Below are 19479 nucleotides of genomic sequence, written 5' to 3'. Positions count from 1 at the left end.
TTGCAAAGGTTTTGCAAAAGACTTTAGTTCCTGTAGTTTATAAATCAACGAATAACGGATCATTTATAGTTACAATTAATAATGCTAATGTTTGTTTACTCAAAACAGTCTATTATTTTTTGCAAAAAAATCAAAGACCATTGCAAAGCTATTACAAGCAGCATTTGTTATTCTTAGACAAATTAGAAGTGCATTTTATAACATTTTTTGTGAAACAAAAGGGCACGCTAAAGGTTGATTACTCCGCAAAGTAGTTTACAAAAGCTTTGCAAAGGAATGCTATATTTTTGCAAAAATTTTGTGAGCAGCATTAATACTCGCAAAAAACCGTATTTATAACTATAAAATCTAAGGGATGTTTTCGTAATACCGTTGCAAAAGCTTTGCAAAATTATTTTGAAACGTAATCTGCTTAAAAAATACATATCTGGGTATTGTGGTTAAAATAATCGCATTAACAATAGAAGAATCCTCTTTAGCGTGATTTGTGTTTACAAGGTCAAAACAAGGTTTTACGTAGGAATATTATATGGTAATTAAGTTAAATCACATTAACGTAAAAAATATTTCACGTTAATATGATTTATATAAAGCATCTGTTTTTTTAAGTATCCCAGTAAATAATATCACTAAAAGTGGGTATAGTAAAATCCTACAAAATGTCGTTTATTTACAAATTCAATCAAAACGAGTTTAAACAGTAGTGAAGCAACCAAGAACGATTGCATTCTTTAGGGTTTCCCTCATCCATCTTAATTAAATATTCGATACTTTAGCAATCGAATTATTAGATTTTAAATTAAAATCAATCTCTTAATGACATTCAACGAAGATTCCAGAGTAAAAATACCCAGCTTACTCCATTTAACCCGTTTAGGATATACTTACCTTTCGTTAAAAAATGCGTTATGGGATGAAAGCACAAATATATTTACGGATGTTTTTATAGACAGTATTTCTAAAATAAACCCAGGAATTGAACAGTCTGATGCGAAACGATTATTGGACGAAGTTTCATTATTATTAGACAATGAAGATTTAGGTAAGGCTTTTTATGAACGTATTACAGAACGATCTGGAATACGATTAATTGACTTTGAAAACTTTGAAAATAATACCTTCAATGTTGTTACAGAGTTGACTTGCAAAAAAGATGATGAAGAGTTTCGACCAGATATAACTTTATTGATTAATGGAATGCCATTGGTTTTTATCGAAGTAAAGAAGCCTAATAACCAAGATGGTATTTTAGCGGAACACAAGCGTATTCAATCGCGTTTTGAGAATAAGAAATTCAGAAAATTTGTCAATATTACCCAATTGATGGTGTTTTCCAACAATATGAAATATGATGATAATTCGCCAATGCCCATTGAAGGGGCTTTTTATGCCACGGTTTCCTATCAGAAACCATCATTTAATTATTTTAGAGAGGAAAATAAGTTTGATTTGGATGCTGTATTAGCTCCATTTGATGATGAAAAAGAAAATTTCATTTTAAAGGACAACAATTTAGTGGGAATTAAAAATTCACCTGAATTTCTAACCAATAAAAATCCAAATTCACCTACCAACAGCATTTGTACATCTTTATTTCAAAAGGAACGTTTGCAATTTATGTTGCAATATTCCATTGCTTATGTCAAAGGAAGCAAAGGATTGCAAAAACACATTATGCGTTACCCTCAACTTTTTGCCACCAAAGCCATTGAAGCCAAGTTAGAAGAAGGGGTTAAAAAAGGGATTATTTGGCATACGCAAGGAAGCGGAAAAACAGCACTCGCCTATTACAATGTTAAATACCTGACTGATTATTTTCAAAGTAAAAAGATCATCCCAAAATTCTATTTTATCGTAGATCGTTTGGATTTATTAATTCAAGCGGGAAAAGAGTTTAAAAGCCGAGGTTTAGTCGTTCATAATGTGAACTCAAGAGAAGAATTTGCAAAGGATATTAAATCAACCAGTGTTATTCATAATAATTCGGGTAAAGCGGAGATTACGGTAGTTAATATTCAGAAGTTTCAGGATGATCCAGATGTAGTTCGTAATACCGATTACCAACTCAATATTCAACGTGTCTATTTTTTAGATGAGGTACACCGTAGCTATAATCCAAAAGGAAGCTTTTTAGCCAACTTGAACGAATCGGATCCCAATGCGATCAAGATTGGATTGACAGGAACACCATTGTTAGGAACTGATTACAATTCGAAAGCTTTATTTGGGGGATATATTCATAAATATTATTACAATTCTTCTATTGCGGATGGTTATACCTTGCGTTTAATTCGAGAAGAAATAGAAACCAATTATAAGCTTACCCTAAAACAAGCATTAGAAGAAATTGAAATTCTAAAAGGAAATGCCGACAAGAAAATTGTCTATGCACACCCTAAGTTTGTAGAACCAATGCTCGATTATATCGTTCAGGATTTTGAGAAAGCTCGAATTTCCATGAATGACAATTCCATTGGTGGATTAGTCGTTTGTGACTCTTCTGATCAAGCTAAAATGTTGTTTGAAATATTTGAATCGAAATACGCTACAAATACGACAGTTCATAGTGGATTGTTACAAGCTGCCGAGCCATCTGAAAGTTATGGTGACAAAAAGAAAGCCGAAAGCAAAGTAACCACAGCTGCGGTAATTCTGCATGACATTGGAACCAAACAAGACCGAAAAGATCAGGTAGAAGCTTTCAAAGACGGTCATATTGACTTTTTGTTTGTCTATAATATGTTATTGACTGGTTTTGATGCCCCACGATTGAAGAAATTATACATAGGTCGTGTGATTAAAGCACACAATTTACTGCAAACCTTAACCCGAGTTAATAGAACCTACAAAGATTTTAGATATGGTTACGTGGTTGATTTTGCCGATATTCAAAAGGAATTCGATAAAACCAATCAGGATTATTTTAACGAATTACAATCAGAATTAGGGGATGAAATGGAACATTACTCCAACATCTTCAAATCGCAAGAAGAAATAAATACAGAGATCAAGGAAATAAAGGAAGTATTGTTTCATTTTGATACGATGAACGCGGAGATTTTCTCCCAGCAAATTTCCCAAATCAATGATCGTTCTGAAATACTGAGAATTACTCGAGTGTTGAATAATGCTAAGAGTTTGTATAACTTGATTCGACTGTCTGGTAATTATGAATTATTAGAACAACTCGATTTTCATAAACTAACCGTTTTATCTCGGGATGCTAATAATCGTTTGGCATTGATTAATGCAAAAGAAGCCTTAGAAAGCAATATTGATACCTCAAATCTTTTAAACATTGCCCTAGAAGACGTTATTTTTGCTTTTGTCAAAGTGAAAGAGGAAGAAATGGTATTGGCAGACCAACTCAAAAATATTCTCCAAAAAACGAGAGAAACCTTAGGCGGTAATTTCGACCAAAAAGCACCAGAATTTATTTCGTTGAAAGAAGAACTGGAGCGCTTGTTCAAAAAGAAAAACTTGAATGAAGTGACCAAAGACGAAATGGAAAGCAACATCCGAGAACTCGAAAAGATTTATAGCAAAGCCAAAGAATTGGAACGCAAAAACCAATTGCTGAGAGCCAAATATGATAATGACGAAAAATACGCTCGCCTTCACAAACGTTTAATGGAAAAAGACCCTTTGACGGATAGCGAAAGTAAATTATTTGAAGCGTTACAAGGATTGAAGACAGCAGTAGATGCACAAATCATTCAAAATTCTAAAATGCTTGAAAACGAAAGCTTTGTAGAGCGAATGGTAATGCGACTGGTAATTGACCAATTCAAAAACAAACAACATATTGCATTGGATGCCGCAACAACCAAGCGAATCAACGGTCTGATTGTAAAAGAATATATGAATGAATTTTATGGACGAACAGCCTACTAATATGAAACAGCAAGAAGCCATTCAATTATTTGAAGAAAAAAAAGTAAGAACCCTTTGGAATCAAGACGAGGAAAAATGGTATTTTTCTATTGTTGATACCGTGAGTGTTTTAACTGATAGCCCTAATCCAAGAAAGTATTGGAGTGTATTAAAAACACGATTAAAAAAAGAAGGAAGTCAGTTGACTACAAATTGTAGTCAACTGAAAATGCAGTCAGCTGATGGGAAATATTACAAAACGGATGTTGCTGATACCGAGCAGTTATTTCGATTAATACAATCGATCCCTTCGCCTAAAGCGGAACCTTTTAAATTATGGTTGGCGCAAATAGCAGCGGAACGTTTAGACGAAATGCAAGATCCTGAATTGACTATTGACAGGGCATTGGAACAATATATGAGTTTGGGTTATTCTGAAAATTGGATTAACCAACGCTTAAAAAGTATCGAAATTCGTAAAGCGTTGACTGATGAATGGAAAAGCAGAGGATTGAAAGAAGGCGTTCAATTTGCCACACTTACGGATATTATTTCTAAAGCTTGGTCTGGTAATACTACCAAAGAATACAAAGTATTGAAAGGACTCAAAAAAGAAAATCTGAGGGATAATATGACCAACACCGAGTTAATCTTGAACATGTTGGCAGAAGCCTCAACTAAAGATATTTCAACAGCTACCAATCCAGAAAGCTTTGAGGAAAATAAAAAGGTGGCTGAACAAGGCGGTAACGTAGCCAAAGTAGCTATGAAAGAATTAGAATCCAAAACAGGGAAAAAAGTAGTGACTGCATTGAATGCAAAAGACAGTTTGAAACAAATAGAAGACAAAAAGAAAGACGAATAAATGACTACCACAGCACAGTTTGAAAAGCAAACCAAAAACCTCATAGACGATTTAAAAAGCGTTTGTGCCAATTATGGTTTGGGAAATGACGGAAACGAATTCAAGATTATCACCCAAGTATTTTTATATAAATTCCTGAACGACAAATTTGTTCACGAAGTAAAACAACTTGATGACAAAATAGCCAAAGCCGACAATTGGGAAGCGGTTCTAAGAGAATACAATGAGAATGACTATGAGATGCTGTTAATGTCCATGAGCGAGAGTACCGCCCGTTTACAGCCCAAGCATTTTATTTCGAGTTTGTTCGAAAGACAAAATGAAGCCAACTTCTCGGATATATTTGATAATACCTTACTGGATATCGCCAAAGAAAACAGCGATTTATTCTCGGTATTGACCGAAGGTGGCGAGAAAATTGTTTTGTTCGAAAACATCAGTAAGTATGTGACGGACAAAAGAGACGATTTTTGCAAAGCCATCATTAATAAGCTAATCAACTTTAGTTTTGAGAATATCTTTCACGAAAAGTTTGATTTTTACGCTACTATTTTCGAATATTTAATCAGTGATTACAACACGAACAGCGGCGGAAAATATGCCGAATATTTCACTCCGCATGCCGTAGCCAAAATCATGGCACGTTGTTTAGTGGCTGGCGAAGTGAGCAATGTGACTTGTTATGACCCGAGTGCGGGATCTGGAACCTTGTTGATGAACTTAGCCCACCAAATTGGCGAAACCAAATGTACCGTCTACTCTCAGGATATTTCGCAAAAATCCTCCAACTTGTTGCGACTGAATTTAATCTTGAACGATCTCGTGCATTCGATACCCAATATTGTAAAAGGAAACACCATACTAGAGCCGTACCACAAAGACAAAAACGGACGTTTACAGCAGTTTGACTACATCGTATCAAATCCTCCGTTTAAGTTGGATTTCTCGGACTATGTGACTGATTTGGACAGCAAAGAAAACCACGAACGCTTTTTTGCAGGAATGCCCAATGTGCCAAAAGCCAAGAAAGACAGCATGGCCATTTATCCTTTGTTTGTACAACACATTATGTACTCACTTACCGCCAAAGGTAAAGCCGCTATTGTAGTTCCCACAGGATTTATCACCGCACAAAGCGGCATTGAACGCAAAATACGCGAGCAAATGGTAGAGCGCAAAATGTTGCGTGGTGTGGTGAGTATGCCCTCAAATATTTTTGCCACTACAGGAACCAACGTTTCTATTTTGTTTCTCGACAAAGAAAACACCAAAGGTGATATTGTATTGATGGATGCCTCCAAACTGGGAACCACAGTAAAAGAAGGCAAAAACCAAAAGACCTTGTTATCTCCCGAAGAAGAAGATTATATTATTGATACGTTTAATAAACATGAAGCGAAAGAGGATTTCTCGGTTGTGGTTTCTTATGACGATATAAAAGCCAAAAACTACTCTTTGAGTGCAGGACAATATTTTGAAGTAAAGATTGAATATACGGATATTTCTCCTAAGGAATTTGAGGACAAAATGAAATCTTTTGAAAGCAATTTAAGTGCGCTTTTCAGCGAAAGCAAAACTCTGGAAATGGAAATTCAGAATAATTTGAAGGGGTTGAGATATGAGTAAGGTCAAATTAATTGAACTAAAGAATTTACCAATTCAGTTAATTGATGGAGATAGAGGTATAAATTATCCATCAAAATCTGAATTTACAAATAATGGATATTGTGTATTCCTAAATACAGGTAATGTTACTAAAAATGGATTTGATTTTTCAAATATTGAATATATTAGTGCAGAAAGAGATTTGTTATTAAGAAAAGGGAAGTTAAAGTATAATGACATCGTTCTTACTACAAGAGGAACTATTGGAAATGTAGGCTATTACAATGATAAATTACAATATAAACATATTAGAATAAATTCTGGTATGATAATAATGAGATGTGATGAAAATCAAATAAATCCATATTATTTATATTTGTTTTTGAGGTCAGAAATATTTAAAAAGCAAGTTCTATCTCAAGGTTCAGGAAGTGCTCAACCTCAATTACCAATAGGAAGCTTAAAAAATATTTCATTTCCATTTGCAAATGTTTTAACCCAACAAAAAATAGCCAAAGTTCTTTCTGATTTAGATGCAAAAACAGAAGTCAATAACCGCATCAATAGCGAGCTGGAAGCCATGGCAAAAACGCTGTACGATTATTGGTTTGTACAGTTTGATTTTCCAGACGTAAATGGTACGCCCTATAAAAGTTCGGGAGGAAAAATGGTTTGGAATGCAGCGTTGAAAAGAGAGATTCCTGAGGGTTGGGAAGATGGTGTTTTGAGCGATATTGCAAATATTACTATGGGACAATCTCCTCCTGGCGAAAGTTATAATGAAGAAGGAAATGGAATGATCTTTTACCAAGGTTGTACAGATTTTGGGAATCGTTTTCCAACTATTAGAAAATATACAACATCACCAACTAGATTTGCAAAACAAGGCGATATTTTATTGAGTGTTAGAGCTCCTGTTGGTACTTTAAATATTTCAAAAGAAGATTGTTGCATTGGTCGTGGATTGGCTTGTATGAATAGTAAAAATGACGCTATTACTTATTTGTTTGGTGTAATGGTCAATCTGAAACAAACTTTTGATAGAAGAAACGCTAGTGGAACTACTTTCGGTTCAATTACAAAAGATGATTTATTTTCTTTACCAGTTGTAATTCCAAATGCAAAAACGGTTCGAGCATTTCAAAATTTAGTATTCCCTTCTTTTGAAAAACAAAACAAAATCGAGTTAGAAAACCAAGAACTCGCCTCGATTCGGGATTGGTTATTGCCTATGTTGATGAATGGTCAGGTTAGTGTGAGGGATGTTGCCGAGCAGTTAGGGATGGTTGCGGAGGATAGCGCTAGTTATGGAAAGTAAAACTATAAATCAAGACTTTAAACTAACCATCCAATCAGGAGGAATGATTGAATTTAGGGAAACAGGAATCATACCTCGGTTTTTAGTATTTCATTCCCGAGAACTCCGCAGAACATGGCGTTTCAAACAGACAAAAGACACCCAAAATGGTGTGCTGAAAGTAAATGGTCAAGTAGCGTTTTATTATTTTTTTGATGGTCTAGGTTGTAAAATGAAGTCTGTAGCGAATGGAGTTATTGGTGCCGAATGGGAGATTGAAGAGGTTGTTATGGAGTTACGGGATTGACGTTTAAATAATCTAATCTACCAGAATAATCCTTGTGTATTTTAAAAGCTCGAAATTTCGAGCTTTTAATTTAATTTTATAGTTTGATTGCCACTGTATTCCCAAAGTTCAAATCCGAAATTTTCAATGTCTGCATTGGATAGTTTTAGTCCGTTGGTACTTATAGTCGATAATCTATTAAAAGCTACAGTAGCAGACAAAGGATTAGGTGCTGTTGACTGTGTATTGCAGTAGCAACATTTTTTGACAGTAAAATTAGCTATAAAAGAAACGATTGTGGGTACAGTATTTAATTCGTTTAATGTCGCAATCATTTGACTTGTAGCTTTAGTCAAAACTTTAGTTGCAGGAATCCTGTTCTTTAACTCATTTAAAATAAAATAGGAAGACTCATTTGTGGTATGAACAAGTACATCACACCTTTCTTTGCCTTGTTGAAAGACATGAGGAGTATTTGTAAGGAAACCATCATAATCTATAATGGCTACTTCCTTGTTGTATGGATTTTCATATTTGACCATGCCATTTGATGGAGTCATATGCACAACTAAATTTCTGGCTACATCATCTATTTCAAAATAGCGATGGCTTACATTTTGTGCAATGCTAGTAGTGCAAACTGGCAATGAATGGTGATTTATAAAATCATTAATAAGTAAGCTTTCCATATTAACCTATAGCGTTATATTGATCATAAATAGCATTAATTGTTTCAGACAAAGGGTTTGTATTTACTAACCTTTCGTTTTGAGCAATTAAACTTTGCAATCCTCCATCGGCAACTTGATAAACTGCTAATTTTTCAAAATCATATTTTGCTATTCCTTCCACATTGTTGTCAAAAGCTTTAATCATTAGATTAAGTTGATTCACAATATAAGGGCTGTGTGTCGAGATAAATAAATTGGTGTCATTGTCGTTTTTATTAAAACAATCTTTTACCAATTCATCCATCAATTTAAACTGAGCATCAGGATATAAACTCAGTTCAGGCTCTTCTATATGAATAAATATTTTTTTGTTTAACTCACTTAAATTTTTAACAGGTCTAAAATCTGTTAAACTATCAACCGCTGACAAATAACTTAAAACAGATCTATTAAACGCATCTTCGAAATCAAATTTTGAAGTAAAATATTTTGAAATTAAAGTAATGGGAGCTGAACTTTGAGTTCCTGAAGAACTGTTTTTGAATTTTATTTCAAAATCCTTGCTGTCCTTTGACTCAACTACATATTCTTTGCCTTTATTAGTTCTTTTTACCACAAATTTAAGACCAACATGATCTAAATTTATTGATTTCAATGACTCAGTAGCAAGTTCAAAATCCTTATAAACTTCATGAAAATAAAAACCTAAATAAGCCCCTGCTAATGATGCGCTATTGCTAGCCCATAAGGGTATAATATTTCTATTTTCTGTAACAAAACTAATTTTTGTAAAATGAATATTGTTAGGACTAATAAATTTAGTTTTGTTTAATTTTTTATCATTGTATTTAATCTCAACAGTTTCACCATCATCAAAAGTAACAGTATAAATTATTACAGTATTTGATTTAATAAATTCATCTAAACCACTGTTTTTTATATGCTTATCTATGTGAAAACGGAATGGACTTTTAGAAATTTTACTGTGTTTTAAATAAGACCTGATATTTTCCATTTTAAACACATATCTAAAAAGAGAGATGCACTTCATCAATGTACTCTTACCACTTCCTGATTCCCCTATTAATACCGTGAAAGGCTTAATATCTTTAATATGAATATCTTTAAGCGGCCCTAAGTTCTTGATTATTATAGATTCTTTCATTTTTATTCTAAATTGTACACAAATGTAAATAAATTAGTTAACAATCAATATTTTGTTGGATAATTATATAAAACGGTATGGTTTAATTTGACAAAGAATTTATATTTACATTCAATAATAGTTGTAAATAATTGAAAAGATAAAATTATATATTAACGCTCTATATTAGATTTATATTCAAACAGAAAAAAGCACCAGTAAATGATTAGCTATAAAGACTACGAAAAACAAGTATATGATTGGTTAATGTCCAAGCATAATAAGAATGAAAAATTTACTTTTTCAGTAAGACAAAAAGCCAATAAAGGGGCTGAATTAAATTATTTTATAGGTACTGAGAAATCTAATTATTTTTCCACAACATTTTGGTTTATACCTGTTGCTTATCCTGGTTCATCTTCAGATTTGATCAATCTTGTTTTCAAGATAAACAAAAATGAAATTAGCTATAATATTCAATTTAATCAAACTAAAAATCCAGAAAACAAACAAAATCAATTAGCACTTGATTTAATCAAAAATATTAGATTAAAACTTGAAAGTTTTGGTGATAGATTTTCTAGAAGTGAAGACGCTCATAAAATGGAGTTTTCTCAAGTATCGTCAAACAAACAATATATTAATTTTGAAAGTATGGTGTTTGATTTGGAAGATGATTTAGATAAAATTATCCCCATAGTCGATACTGAAATTCAAAATATAAAAGTTAAAGACAATACATTTATAGCACATCGATTTTCTACAGAAGAGCAAAATAAAATGTTTAAAAAGATGGGAGAACGTTTTAAAAATTATAAAAGTCATGATGTAACTTTCGATTTAATCGACGATACAATTGAAGAAGTTGTTGATATTACATCATTAGAATTAAAAAACCAACCACTCAATCAAATCCTATACGGTCCTCCTGGAACTGGAAAAACCTATAATTCAATCAATCGATCCTTATCAATACTTGAACATAAAAGTGAATTAGAAATCAACCTTGAAAATAGAGTTGACTTAAAAAGAAGATTTGATGATTACATTAAGAATGGTCAAATCGTCTTTACTACATTTCATCAAAGTATGAGTTATGAGGATTTTATTGAGGGTATTAAACCTGAGACGAAAAACGAAAAAGTAACTTATGAAATAATTGATGGGGTTTTTAAAAAACTATGTAAAGAAGCTTCTGCCAAAAAAATATCTAAAAACTTTGATGACTCCTATTCAAGATTTATCGAAGAAGTTATGACCAAAGGTTCTCTATTGTTAGAAACTCCAACACACAAAAAGAAATTTAAGGTTATTATTAATAGTAACGAAACTGCTGTAGCAATACCCGAAACAGAAAAGGGAACAAATATGGGAGTTACCAAAGAAATGGCAAGAGATTATGTTGTTAATGGCAGTATTAGAGACTGGAAACCTTATACGACATCAATCGGGGAATACATCAAAAAGCACTATCCTGTTGAAGTAGAAGATATTGCTAATTCAAATAAAAAATTTGTTTTAATTATTGACGAAATCAATCGCGGTAACGTTTCTCAAATCTTTGGTGAATTAATTACATTGATTGAAGAAGATAAACGATTAGGGAAAGATGAAGCATTAGAGGTTACATTACCCTATAGCAAAGATAAATTTGGGGTGCCAGCAAATTTGCATATTATTGGCACAATGAATACTGCAGATAGAAGTGTAGAGTCATTAGATTCAGCTTTGAGAAGGCGTTTTAGTTTTGAAGAAATGGAACCTAAACCATATTTAATCAAGACAACCGGTAAGTCTGGTCGAATGAAAGGTCTTGTAGACGGTATTGACTTAGAGGAACTATTAAATACTATTAATACCCGAATTGAAAAACTAATCGATAAAGATCATAGAATAGGTCACTCTTACTTTTTAAAAGTTCATGACTCGGCTTCTTTGCATCATTCATTCAAGAATGAAATTATACCTTTATTGGAAGAATATTTCTTTGGCGATTTCGGAAAAATAGGATTGGTATTAGGTTCAAGCTTTGTAGAAAAAATAAATCATACTTTTAGTTTTGCTAAATTTGACGAATACGATACCGATATACAGGAAGATCTAAAACAAAAGTCAGTATTCAAAATTAGAAAAGAAACGGATTGGAAATTTTCTGAAATCTAAATTATGAGTAGACTAATCCGTGTTTTTGAACATGATAAATTAACTTCCAAATCTCGTTGTGTAAAAGGGGAAGCTTTGGGAGATAAAATCATTGATAAATTGTGGCAATACAATGATGCCAACAAAAACATCTATTTTGAGGCTATTAGACATGGCGTTAAGTTCAAAAGTTATGTAGGGGTTATTCAAATTGGGAGTACTACAATCGAGATATTACCTAAAGCTGATAAAGCCAACACTTCTAATGAAAATGAAAAAGACGTTTGGCATAAAGTGTTACTGAGTATGCTTGCCCATTGCAAGAAAATAAAAGTAAACGCGGTATCAGAAGCAGCTTTACGAAAAAGACATAATTCGCTACTAGATTTGTATTTTGAGTTATTTTTAAATGAAATAGGACAGTTACTGCAACAAGGGCTAATTAAGAAGTACAGTAAAGATAGCGGTAATGTTAAGGCATTAAAAGGACGGTTAGACTTTGCTAAAAACATACAGCAGAACTTAATTCGCCAAGAGCGATTTTATACTACGCATCAGGTTTATGATTATGATCATTTAATAAATCAAATTTTGTTTAAGGCATTACAAGTCCTGAAAACAATTACGAACAACACCTATCTAATTGATGGTGTAAATCGTTTGTTATTAAATTTTCCAGAAGTAAAAGAAATCCAAATCAACAAATCTCATTTTGACAAATTAACTTCTAACAGAAAAACTGCACCATATAGCGAAGCGATAAAAATTGCCAAAATGATTTTACTCAATTATTCTCCTGATATCAAAGGAGGGAATGAGAACATGTTGGCTTTGTTATTTGATATGAATAAGCTCTGGGAAGAATATATTTATAGAATGCTTTTAAAAGTGGATGATCCAACTATAAAAGTAAGTTTTCAAAATCGAGATAAATTCTGGAATGATAAATTGATTAAGCCAGATATTGTGATTTCAAAAACATACCTGACTAATGGTGAAAATAAAGAGAAACCTTTTATAATAGATACCAAATGGAAAATCAAGGAATTTGCCGACCCTGATGATGAAGATTTAAAACAAATGTATGTTTACAACATGTATTGGAAGTCCGAAAAAAGTATGTTATTATATCCAACAACTAATAGTAAAGAAACTTCTTTTGGTAAATTCCATAAAGGAAGGGTAGCTGAGAATTTTTGTAAATTAGGTTTTGTAAAAGTGATGAATGGAATGGATCTTAATTTAGAAATAGGAAAAGAAATTTTACTTTTATTGGATATATAATTTTAAACTTAATAATCATTCTTGATTATTTTTGTCTAAAAAACGGAAAATCCTTTTGAAATTATTTTAGAGAAATTAAACAATATTGAGAAGACTATTGAGAAACTCAATGCACCGTCAAAAAGTGAGGATGATTTTGTGGATATAGATGAAGTAGCTAGTTTTGTTGAATTATCTAAAGCGACTGTTTATGGTTTAACCCATAAGCGTAAAATTCCACACTTTAAAGTTGGAAAACGATTGTGTTTTAAAAAATCAGAAATTGGATAACTTCAACAAGAGTAAAAACAAAACAAGAAATAAATCAGTTGGCTGATGAGTATATTTTTTAAAACCCATTGTATTGAATCATAAAATATTGCCTTTAAAAGGCAGTCACTCTAATTGTATAAGTAAACATAATAGAGAGTTTCGCCATAAAAAAATCACCTCGTTGACTAATGGTTGACTAAAATTTGTTTTAAATCAATGAAATATGGGTTAATTAGTATAGAAGAAATATGTAGAAACACAAAATAGATGCGCGTAAAAAATGAAAAAAAACCCTTGGTTTTATTGGGTTATTCCATTCCCATAATAATTTAGGAGTATTCTTTTAAATTTCAAACGGATTTATTAATAATAAATTTTAGATTATTTTGGTTTATGGGACGCACTAATTGTTTAAAAACAGAGAGTCTTTTTAAGAATTAAAATACAAGCTCGTGGACTAAAATAGTTTTAAACCAATACAATAGAGATAAATTAGTTTATAAAAATAGCTAAGCAAGCTAAAATTTGGCACAGTTCATGAATAAGATATACTAACCATAAAAAAATAGATTATGAAAAAAATAATTACTCTTTTGTCTGTTATCGGTTTGCTGGTGTTATCGGGTTGTACCGGACCCCAAGGCCCAGCTGGTTTTGATGGACTAAACGGAACCAACGGATTAACAAGTCAGGCTTTTGAAGCCACAGTGTCTTTTAACGGAAACAATAATTATACTAAATCACTCTTTTTTGATTCGCCCCTTTATTCTTCGGATGTAGTTTTGGTGTACCATTTATATAAAGTAGTCAACGGTACGGATGTATGGAGGCCTGTTCCGCAAACCTATTATTTAGATAATGGCGATGAGGTAGATTATAATTTTGATTTTACCACAAAAGCAGTAACGATTTTTATGGGTGCAAATTTTAATTTAAATTTAATTCCGTCAGGTTGGACACAAAACCAAACTTTTAGAGTAGTGATGGTTCCTGCCTATTTTGCAGCTTCGGTCAACACCAACAACTACCTAGCTGTTATGGCTGCTTTAAATAAAACCGATTCAGAGATTACCAAAGTTGAATTTTAATTTTGTAGATCCTCGAGTCATAAAAAAAAGGAAATCCATGGATTTCCTTTTTTTTATGACTCTTTAAAAACCTATAAAATTCGTTTATTGGTTAGGATTGTTTTTTACTTTTTGTTAATGAAACCGCTATACCAGTCAATAAAGCAGCTGCAATAAAGGCCAAAGAACCCCATTCTGGAATTTCTATAAAATCATGCAATAGCATTTTTAGCCCCACAAAGCTCAAAATGGCAATTAAGCTGTATTCTAAATAGCTGAATTTTTCCAGCATATTAGCCAAGAAAAAATACATAGAACGCAACCCTAAAATAGCAAAAATATTAGAGCTGAACACCAAAAAAGGATCGCTGGTGATGGCTAAAATGGCAGGAACGCTATCCAAGGCAAAGATCACATCCATAACTTCGATAACAAGTAATGCAACAAATAGAGGTGTTGCGGCTCTGATGTGTTTTCTTTTTACAAAAAAGTGCTCGCCATCTATAGTAGTAGTGATGGGCATGATTTTTTTAATCATTTTAAAAACAAAAGATTTTTTGGGATCAAATTGCTCCTCTTCATCGGTAAACAACATTTTCATAGCGGTATAAAACAAAAATGCTCCAAAGATATAAGTAGTCCATGAAAATTTGTGAATAAGCAATACCCCAAAATAAATCATAATTCCTCTAAAAACAATAGCACCCAAAATCCCCCAAAACAAAACGCGGTGTTGGTATTTTTTGGGTATTTTAAAGGCAGCAAAAATAATAGCAATCACAAAAATATTATCTACACTCAAAGAGAGTTCAATCAAATACCCGGTTATAAATTTCATGGTAGCCACAGCGGGTTTCAATCCATCAGGATTTGCTACATAGTTATTACTATACAACCAATAGATTACTCCAGAGAAAAGAAACGAAATAGTCACCCAGATTCCAGTCCATTTACTAGCTTCTTTGGTACTAATAATGTGTGGTGTTTTGTTAAAAACACCCAAATCTAATGCTAAAAATATAAATATAGCAATCAAAAAACAACTCCAGACAATCATACAATGTGTTTTATAATTTGAAAATACAAAGATACTTTTTGGTAGAGAAGATTAAAACTTATTGCAGCAAACTTAATCTCCTGAGGCTATTTTTAAGTTACTTTTAGGAAATACCCTGTTTTAGTGCAAAAAATAAGTTAAAATAAAACACCCACTAATTACCGTACTATTTCTTAACAATTAGATAATTTGGAGTCTACACCCATAAAAAATAGAGGCAAACTTTATATAAAGTGATATTTTTTTTATATTTGCAGCAAATTAGAGGGGGTTTAAACAAAACAAAACAAAATTATGTCTACAATACGATTCCAGGCTTTAAGAGAAGCTTCTACCAGAAAGCCAGTACAATTTGAAGAAACAGCCAGAAAATCGGCTATTTTTGGTTCCAATGTTTTTAATGAAAAAGCAATGAAGCAATATTTGACTTCGGATGCTCTTAAAGGCGTGCAAGGAGCTATTGAGCACGGAATAAAAATTGACAGAAAATTAGCAGATTATATTGCCATGGGCATGAAAGAGTGGGCACTATCCAAAGGAGTGACACATTATACACACTGGTTCCAACCATTAACTGGAGCTACCGCAGAAAAGCACGATGCCTTTTTTGAAACCTCTCCTGATGGCGGCGATCCTGTCGAAAAATTTGGAGGAGCACAATTGGTACAACAAGAGCCAGATGCCTCTAGTTTTCCTAACGGAGGAATCCGAAATACATTTGAGGCAAGAGGATACACTGCTTGGGATCCAACCTCACCAGCTTTTATATATGGGACTACTTTATGCATTCCAACAGTATTTATTTCGTACACCGGAGAAGCATTAGATAATAAAATACCTTTATTGAGAGCTTTGTCTGCAATTGATGAAGCCGCTACAGATGTGTGTAAATATTTTGACAAAAACGTCAAAAAAGTAACAGCAACTCTAGGATGGGAGCAAGAATATTTTTTGATCGATAGATCCTTGGCAGAATCCCGTCCAGACTTAATGATGACCGGTAGAACGTTGCTTGGGCATACCTCCGCCAAAGGACAACAACTAGACGACCATTATTTTGGTTCTATACCTACTCGTGCCTTAACCTACATGAGAGATTTAGAGCAAGAATGCATGCTTTTAGGCATTCCGGTAAAAACCCGTCATAACGAAGTAGCACCCAATCAGTTTGAATTTGCTCCTATTTTTGAAGAAACCAATTTAGCAGTAGACCACAACTGTTTGTTGATGGATGTGATGCAAAAAGTAGCAGAACGCCATGATCTAAAAGTATTGCTACACGAAAAACCTTTTAAAGGAGTGAATGGTTCCGGAAAACACAACAACTGGTCTCTAGCCACCGATACAGGAGTAAACTTATTGAGTCCAAGCAAAACTCCGATGACTAACCTACAGTTTTTAACCTTCTTTATCAATACCATCAAAGCAGTTAATGACCACGAGGCATTATTAAGAGCAGCCATTGCAACGGCAAGTAACGACCACAGACTAGGAGCCAATGAGGCGCCACCTGCAATTATATCCGTATTTATAGGAGAGCAATTAACCAAAGTGCTCGAAGAGCTAGAGGGAGTAACAACTGGAAAATTATCTCCAGAAGAAAAAACCGATTTAAAATTAAATGTTGTAGGTAAAATCCCTGAAGTTATCTTAGACAACACAGACAGAAACCGAACGTCCCCGTTTGCCTTCACCGGAAATAAATTTGAATTTAGAGCCGTAGGATCTACCGCCAACTGTTCTAACTCTATGACTACCTTAAACACTATTGTAGCCAAGCAATTAAAAGAATTTAAAGCCGAAGTAGACGCTTTAATCGAAACCAAAGACATGAAAAAAGATGATGCAATCTTTAACGTGTTACGCGAGTACATCAAACATTCTAAAAAAATCCTTTTTGAAGGAGATGGTTACAGCGAAGCTTGGGAAATAGAAGCCGCAAAAAGAGGTTTAAGCAACTTCAAAACCACGCCACAAGCCTTAAAAGCAAGAGCATCCAAACAAGCCTTAGATTTGTTTTCTAGCATGGGTATCATGAACAACGTAGAGGTAGAGGCTCGTTATGAAATTGAACTAGAAGAATACACCAAAAAAATTCAGATAGAAGGACGCGTATTGGGCGATATTTCTAAAAACCACGTCATTCCAACGGCTATAAAATACCAAAACACCTTAATAGAAAACGTAAAAGGATTAAAAGATATTTTTGGAGAAGACTTTAAAGAAATAGCCAAAGAGCAAATACTAATAATCAAGTCTATTTCTAGACACATCGAAGGCATCAACTCTAAAGTTGCAGAAATGACCAACGAAAGAAAAAAAGCCAACGTATTGACCAGCGCACAAGAAATGGCCGAAGCCTATTGTGATAACGTAAAACCTTACTTTGAAATAATCCGTGAGCACTGCGACAAATTAGAGCTATTAGTAGACAACGAATTATGGACTCTAACCAAATACAGAGAATTATTATTTACAAAATAAGCAACCCATAATCCATACCAAAAACCGCCACCTAAACCGTGGCGGTTTTTGCATTTAAAGCAACTACACAATCCCACAAAAACCCAATACTTACAAAAACGAACTACCAAAAACCCAAAAAAAATAATTATCTTTGCCAAACAACCCAGTTGCCATTAGCAACATACACAACAATATTAAATGAGTTCAGATACTAGCAAACGATATGCGCTTAGAGGTGTATCCGCATCCAAAGAAGATGTGCACAACGCCATAAAAAACATAGATAAAGGATTGTTTCCTCAAGCTTTTTGTAAAATAGTCCCAGATTATCTCACCCAAGACCCAAACTACTGCCTAATCATGCATGCAGACGGCGCAGGAACCAAATCCTCATTAGCCTACATGTACTGGAAAGAAACCGCAGACCTATCCGTCTGGAAAGGCATCGCCCAAGACGCATTAATAATGAACATAGACGATTTATTATGTGTAGGAGCAACAGACAATATTTTATTATCCTCCACCATCGGTAGAAACAAAAACCTCATACCGGCCGAAGTAATCTCCGCAATCATCAACGGAACCGAAGAACTAATTCAAGAACTAAAAACCTTTGGAGTAACCATCCACTCCACCGGAGGCGAAACAGCAGATGTAGGAGATATAGTACGCACAATAATAGTAGACTCTACCGTAACGGCACGCATGGAGCGCAGCAAAGTAATTGATAACGCCAACATACAAGCCGGAGACGTCATAGTAGGTCTAGCCTCCTTTGGACAAGCCACCTACGAAAAAAGCTACAACGGCGGCATGGGCAGCAACGGCCTAACCTCTGCACGTCACGATGTTTTCGAAAAATATTTAGCCACCAAATACCCAGAGAGTTTTGATGCTGCGGTTCCCGAAGATTTGATTTATTCCGGTCAGGTAAAACTAACCGATGCCGTCCAAAATTCACCTATAGATGCAGGCCAATTAGTGCTTTCGCCTACAAGAACCTACGCACCAATCATCAAAAAAATTCTAGACAAATACTCCTCTGATGCTATTCACGGAATGGTACATTGTAGTGGCGGCGCACAAACAAAAATTTTACATTTTGTAGACCACCTCCACATCCACAAAGACAATTTATTTCCAGTGCCACCACTATTTAAACTAATACAAGAACAATCCCAAACCGATTGGAAAGAAATGTACCAAGTCTTCAACTGTGGCCACCGCATGGAACTCTACGTACCCGAATCCGTTGCCCAAGACATCATAGCAATTTCACAATCCTTTAATGTAGAGGCACAAATAGTAGGCCGCGTCACCGCATCCCCAACCAAAAAACTAACCATCAGCAGCCCATACGGCACCTTCGAATACAATTAAAAATACACCCAGGAGCCAATCCCGCTATCCGCTCTATCTTTAGGTTCTTAAAGAAAGAACCCAAAGGATGCCGCTACTATCGGGGCTAAA

At 33.9% G+C, this 19479-nt stretch carries 14 protein-coding genes; 11 read left to right on the top strand and 3 right to left on the bottom strand.

What is annotated here, in order from left to right; genetic code table 11:
- Positions 1 to 816: 816 nt before the first annotated feature.
- From LB076_RS11710 to LB076_RS11690, 5 genes are read left to right on the top strand one after another with little or no spacing between them, the layout of a single operon-like run.
- Positions 817 to 3894 (top strand): type I restriction endonuclease subunit R, encoded by a 3078-nt coding sequence (locus LB076_RS11710; protein ID WP_066332062.1) that lies wholly within the window; start codon positions 817 to 819, stop codon positions 3892 to 3894.
- Entirely contained in the window at positions 3866 to 4738 is an 873-nt protein-coding gene (locus tag LB076_RS11705; protein WP_232505654.1) for a BRO-N domain-containing protein, read from the top strand. The genes LB076_RS11710 and LB076_RS11705 overlap by 29 nt, the downstream gene beginning before the upstream one ends.
- Positions 4739 to 6364 (top strand): HsdM family class I SAM-dependent methyltransferase, encoded by a 1626-nt coding sequence (locus LB076_RS11700; protein WP_066332064.1) that lies wholly within the window; start codon positions 4739 to 4741, stop codon positions 6362 to 6364. It abuts the gene before it with no gap.
- Positions 6357 to 7661 carry a restriction endonuclease subunit S gene (locus LB076_RS11695; protein WP_066332071.1) on the top strand — a complete coding sequence of 435 codons (1305 nt, stop codon included), beginning with the start codon at positions 6357 to 6359 and terminating at the stop codon, positions 7659 to 7661. The genes LB076_RS11700 and LB076_RS11695 overlap by 8 nt, the downstream gene beginning before the upstream one ends.
- Entirely contained in the window at positions 7651 to 7947 is a 297-nt protein-coding gene (locus LB076_RS11690) for a hypothetical protein (protein ID WP_066332073.1), read from the top strand. Before LB076_RS11695 ends, LB076_RS11690 begins: the two co-directional genes overlap by 11 nt.
- Positions 7948 to 8012: 65 nt before the next feature.
- Here LB076_RS11690 and LB076_RS11685 read toward each other — a convergent pair whose 3' ends face one another.
- Entirely contained in the window at positions 8013 to 8615 is a 603-nt protein-coding gene (locus LB076_RS11685; RefSeq protein WP_066332075.1) for a hypothetical protein, read from the bottom strand.
- A gap of 1 nt (position 8616) precedes the next feature.
- Positions 8617 to 9762: an AAA family ATPase gene (locus LB076_RS11680; RefSeq protein ID WP_066332076.1), complete on the bottom strand. Its 1146-nt coding sequence runs from the start codon at positions 9760 to 9762 to the stop codon at positions 8617 to 8619.
- A 201-nt stretch (positions 9763 to 9963) separates the two neighbouring features.
- Between LB076_RS11680 and LB076_RS11675 the strand changes: the two genes are divergently transcribed.
- The 4 genes from LB076_RS11675 (at position 9964) to LB076_RS11665 (ending at position 14507) form a co-directional block, all read left to right on the top strand.
- Positions 9964 to 11904 carry an McrB family protein gene (locus tag LB076_RS11675; protein WP_078055242.1) on the top strand — a complete coding sequence of 647 codons (1941 nt, stop codon included), beginning with the start codon at positions 9964 to 9966 and terminating at the stop codon, positions 11902 to 11904.
- A gap of 3 nt (positions 11905 to 11907) precedes the next feature.
- Complete coding sequence (locus LB076_RS11670) at positions 11908 to 13167, top strand: McrC family protein (protein WP_066332077.1); 1260 nt, start codon at positions 11908 to 11910, stop codon at positions 13165 to 13167.
- A 138-nt stretch (positions 13168 to 13305) separates the two neighbouring features.
- The gene (locus tag LB076_RS13915; RefSeq protein ID WP_157776687.1) at positions 13306 to 13437 is read left to right on the top strand and encodes a helix-turn-helix domain-containing protein; all 132 of its coding nucleotides are present in this window, start codon (positions 13306 to 13308) and stop codon (positions 13435 to 13437) included.
- Positions 13438 to 13991: 554 nt separating this feature from the next.
- The gene (locus LB076_RS11665; RefSeq protein ID WP_066332078.1) at positions 13992 to 14507 is read left to right on the top strand and encodes a hypothetical protein; all 516 of its coding nucleotides are present in this window, start codon (positions 13992 to 13994) and stop codon (positions 14505 to 14507) included.
- A gap of 91 nt (positions 14508 to 14598) precedes the next feature.
- Here the strand turns inward: LB076_RS11665 and LB076_RS11660 are convergent, their stop codons facing one another.
- On the bottom strand, positions 14599 to 15543 hold the full coding sequence (locus tag LB076_RS11660; RefSeq protein ID WP_066332079.1) for a TerC family protein: 945 nt from the start codon (positions 15541 to 15543) through the stop codon (positions 14599 to 14601).
- Positions 15544 to 15837: 294 nt separating this feature from the next.
- Here LB076_RS11660 and LB076_RS11655 point away from each other — a divergent pair, with 294 nt between their 5' ends.
- Positions 15838 to 18027, top strand: coding sequence for a glutamine synthetase III family protein (locus tag LB076_RS11655; RefSeq protein ID WP_066332082.1), 2190 nt, complete (start codon positions 15838 to 15840; stop codon positions 18025 to 18027).
- Positions 18028 to 18207: 180 nt separating this feature from the next.
- A complete protein-coding gene (locus tag LB076_RS11650) occupies positions 18208 to 19389 on the top strand; it encodes an AIR synthase related protein (protein ID WP_066332084.1) in 1182 nt (393 codons plus the stop codon).
- Positions 19390 to 19479: the final 90 nt, after the last annotated feature.

The organism is Flavobacterium crassostreae (genome assembly GCF_001831475.1).
Classification (GTDB): Bacteria; Bacteroidota; Bacteroidia; order Flavobacteriales; family Flavobacteriaceae; genus Flavobacterium; species Flavobacterium crassostreae.
Note: the sequence above shows the minus strand (reverse complement) of the source record. Positions and strands in the feature narration are given on the sequence as shown.

Excerpts from the sequence above, each read along its gene's own strand:
- LB076_RS11675 (WP_078055242.1), top strand. The coding sequence starts at position 9,964 with ATGATTAGCTATAAAGACTACGAAAAACAAGTATATGATTGGTTAATG.
- LB076_RS11685 (WP_066332075.1), bottom strand. The coding sequence starts at position 8,615 with ATGGAAAGCTTACTTATTAATGATTTTATAAATCACCATTCATTGCCA.
- LB076_RS11665 (WP_066332078.1), top strand. The coding sequence starts at position 13,992 with ATGAAAAAAATAATTACTCTTTTGTCTGTTATCGGTTTGCTGGTGTTA.
- LB076_RS11670 (WP_066332077.1), top strand. The coding sequence starts at position 11,908 with ATGAGTAGACTAATCCGTGTTTTTGAACATGATAAATTAACTTCCAAA.
- LB076_RS11695 (WP_066332071.1), top strand. The coding sequence starts at position 6,357 with ATGAGTAAGGTCAAATTAATTGAACTAAAGAATTTACCAATTCAGTTA.
- LB076_RS11700 (WP_066332064.1), top strand. The coding sequence starts at position 4,739 with ATGACTACCACAGCACAGTTTGAAAAGCAAACCAAAAACCTCATAGAC.
- LB076_RS11705 (WP_232505654.1), top strand. The coding sequence starts at position 3,866 with ATGAATTTTATGGACGAACAGCCTACTAATATGAAACAGCAAGAAGCC.
- LB076_RS11650 (WP_066332084.1), top strand. The coding sequence starts at position 18,208 with ATGAGTTCAGATACTAGCAAACGATATGCGCTTAGAGGTGTATCCGCA.
- LB076_RS11690 (WP_066332073.1), top strand. The coding sequence starts at position 7,651 with ATGGAAAGTAAAACTATAAATCAAGACTTTAAACTAACCATCCAATCA.
- LB076_RS11655 (WP_066332082.1), top strand. The coding sequence starts at position 15,838 with ATGTCTACAATACGATTCCAGGCTTTAAGAGAAGCTTCTACCAGAAAG.
- LB076_RS11680 (WP_066332076.1), bottom strand. The coding sequence starts at position 9,762 with ATGAAAGAATCTATAATAATCAAGAACTTAGGGCCGCTTAAAGATATT.
- LB076_RS11710 (WP_066332062.1), top strand. The coding sequence starts at position 817 with ATGACATTCAACGAAGATTCCAGAGTAAAAATACCCAGCTTACTCCAT.
- LB076_RS11660 (WP_066332079.1), bottom strand. The coding sequence starts at position 15,543 with ATGATTGTCTGGAGTTGTTTTTTGATTGCTATATTTATATTTTTAGCA.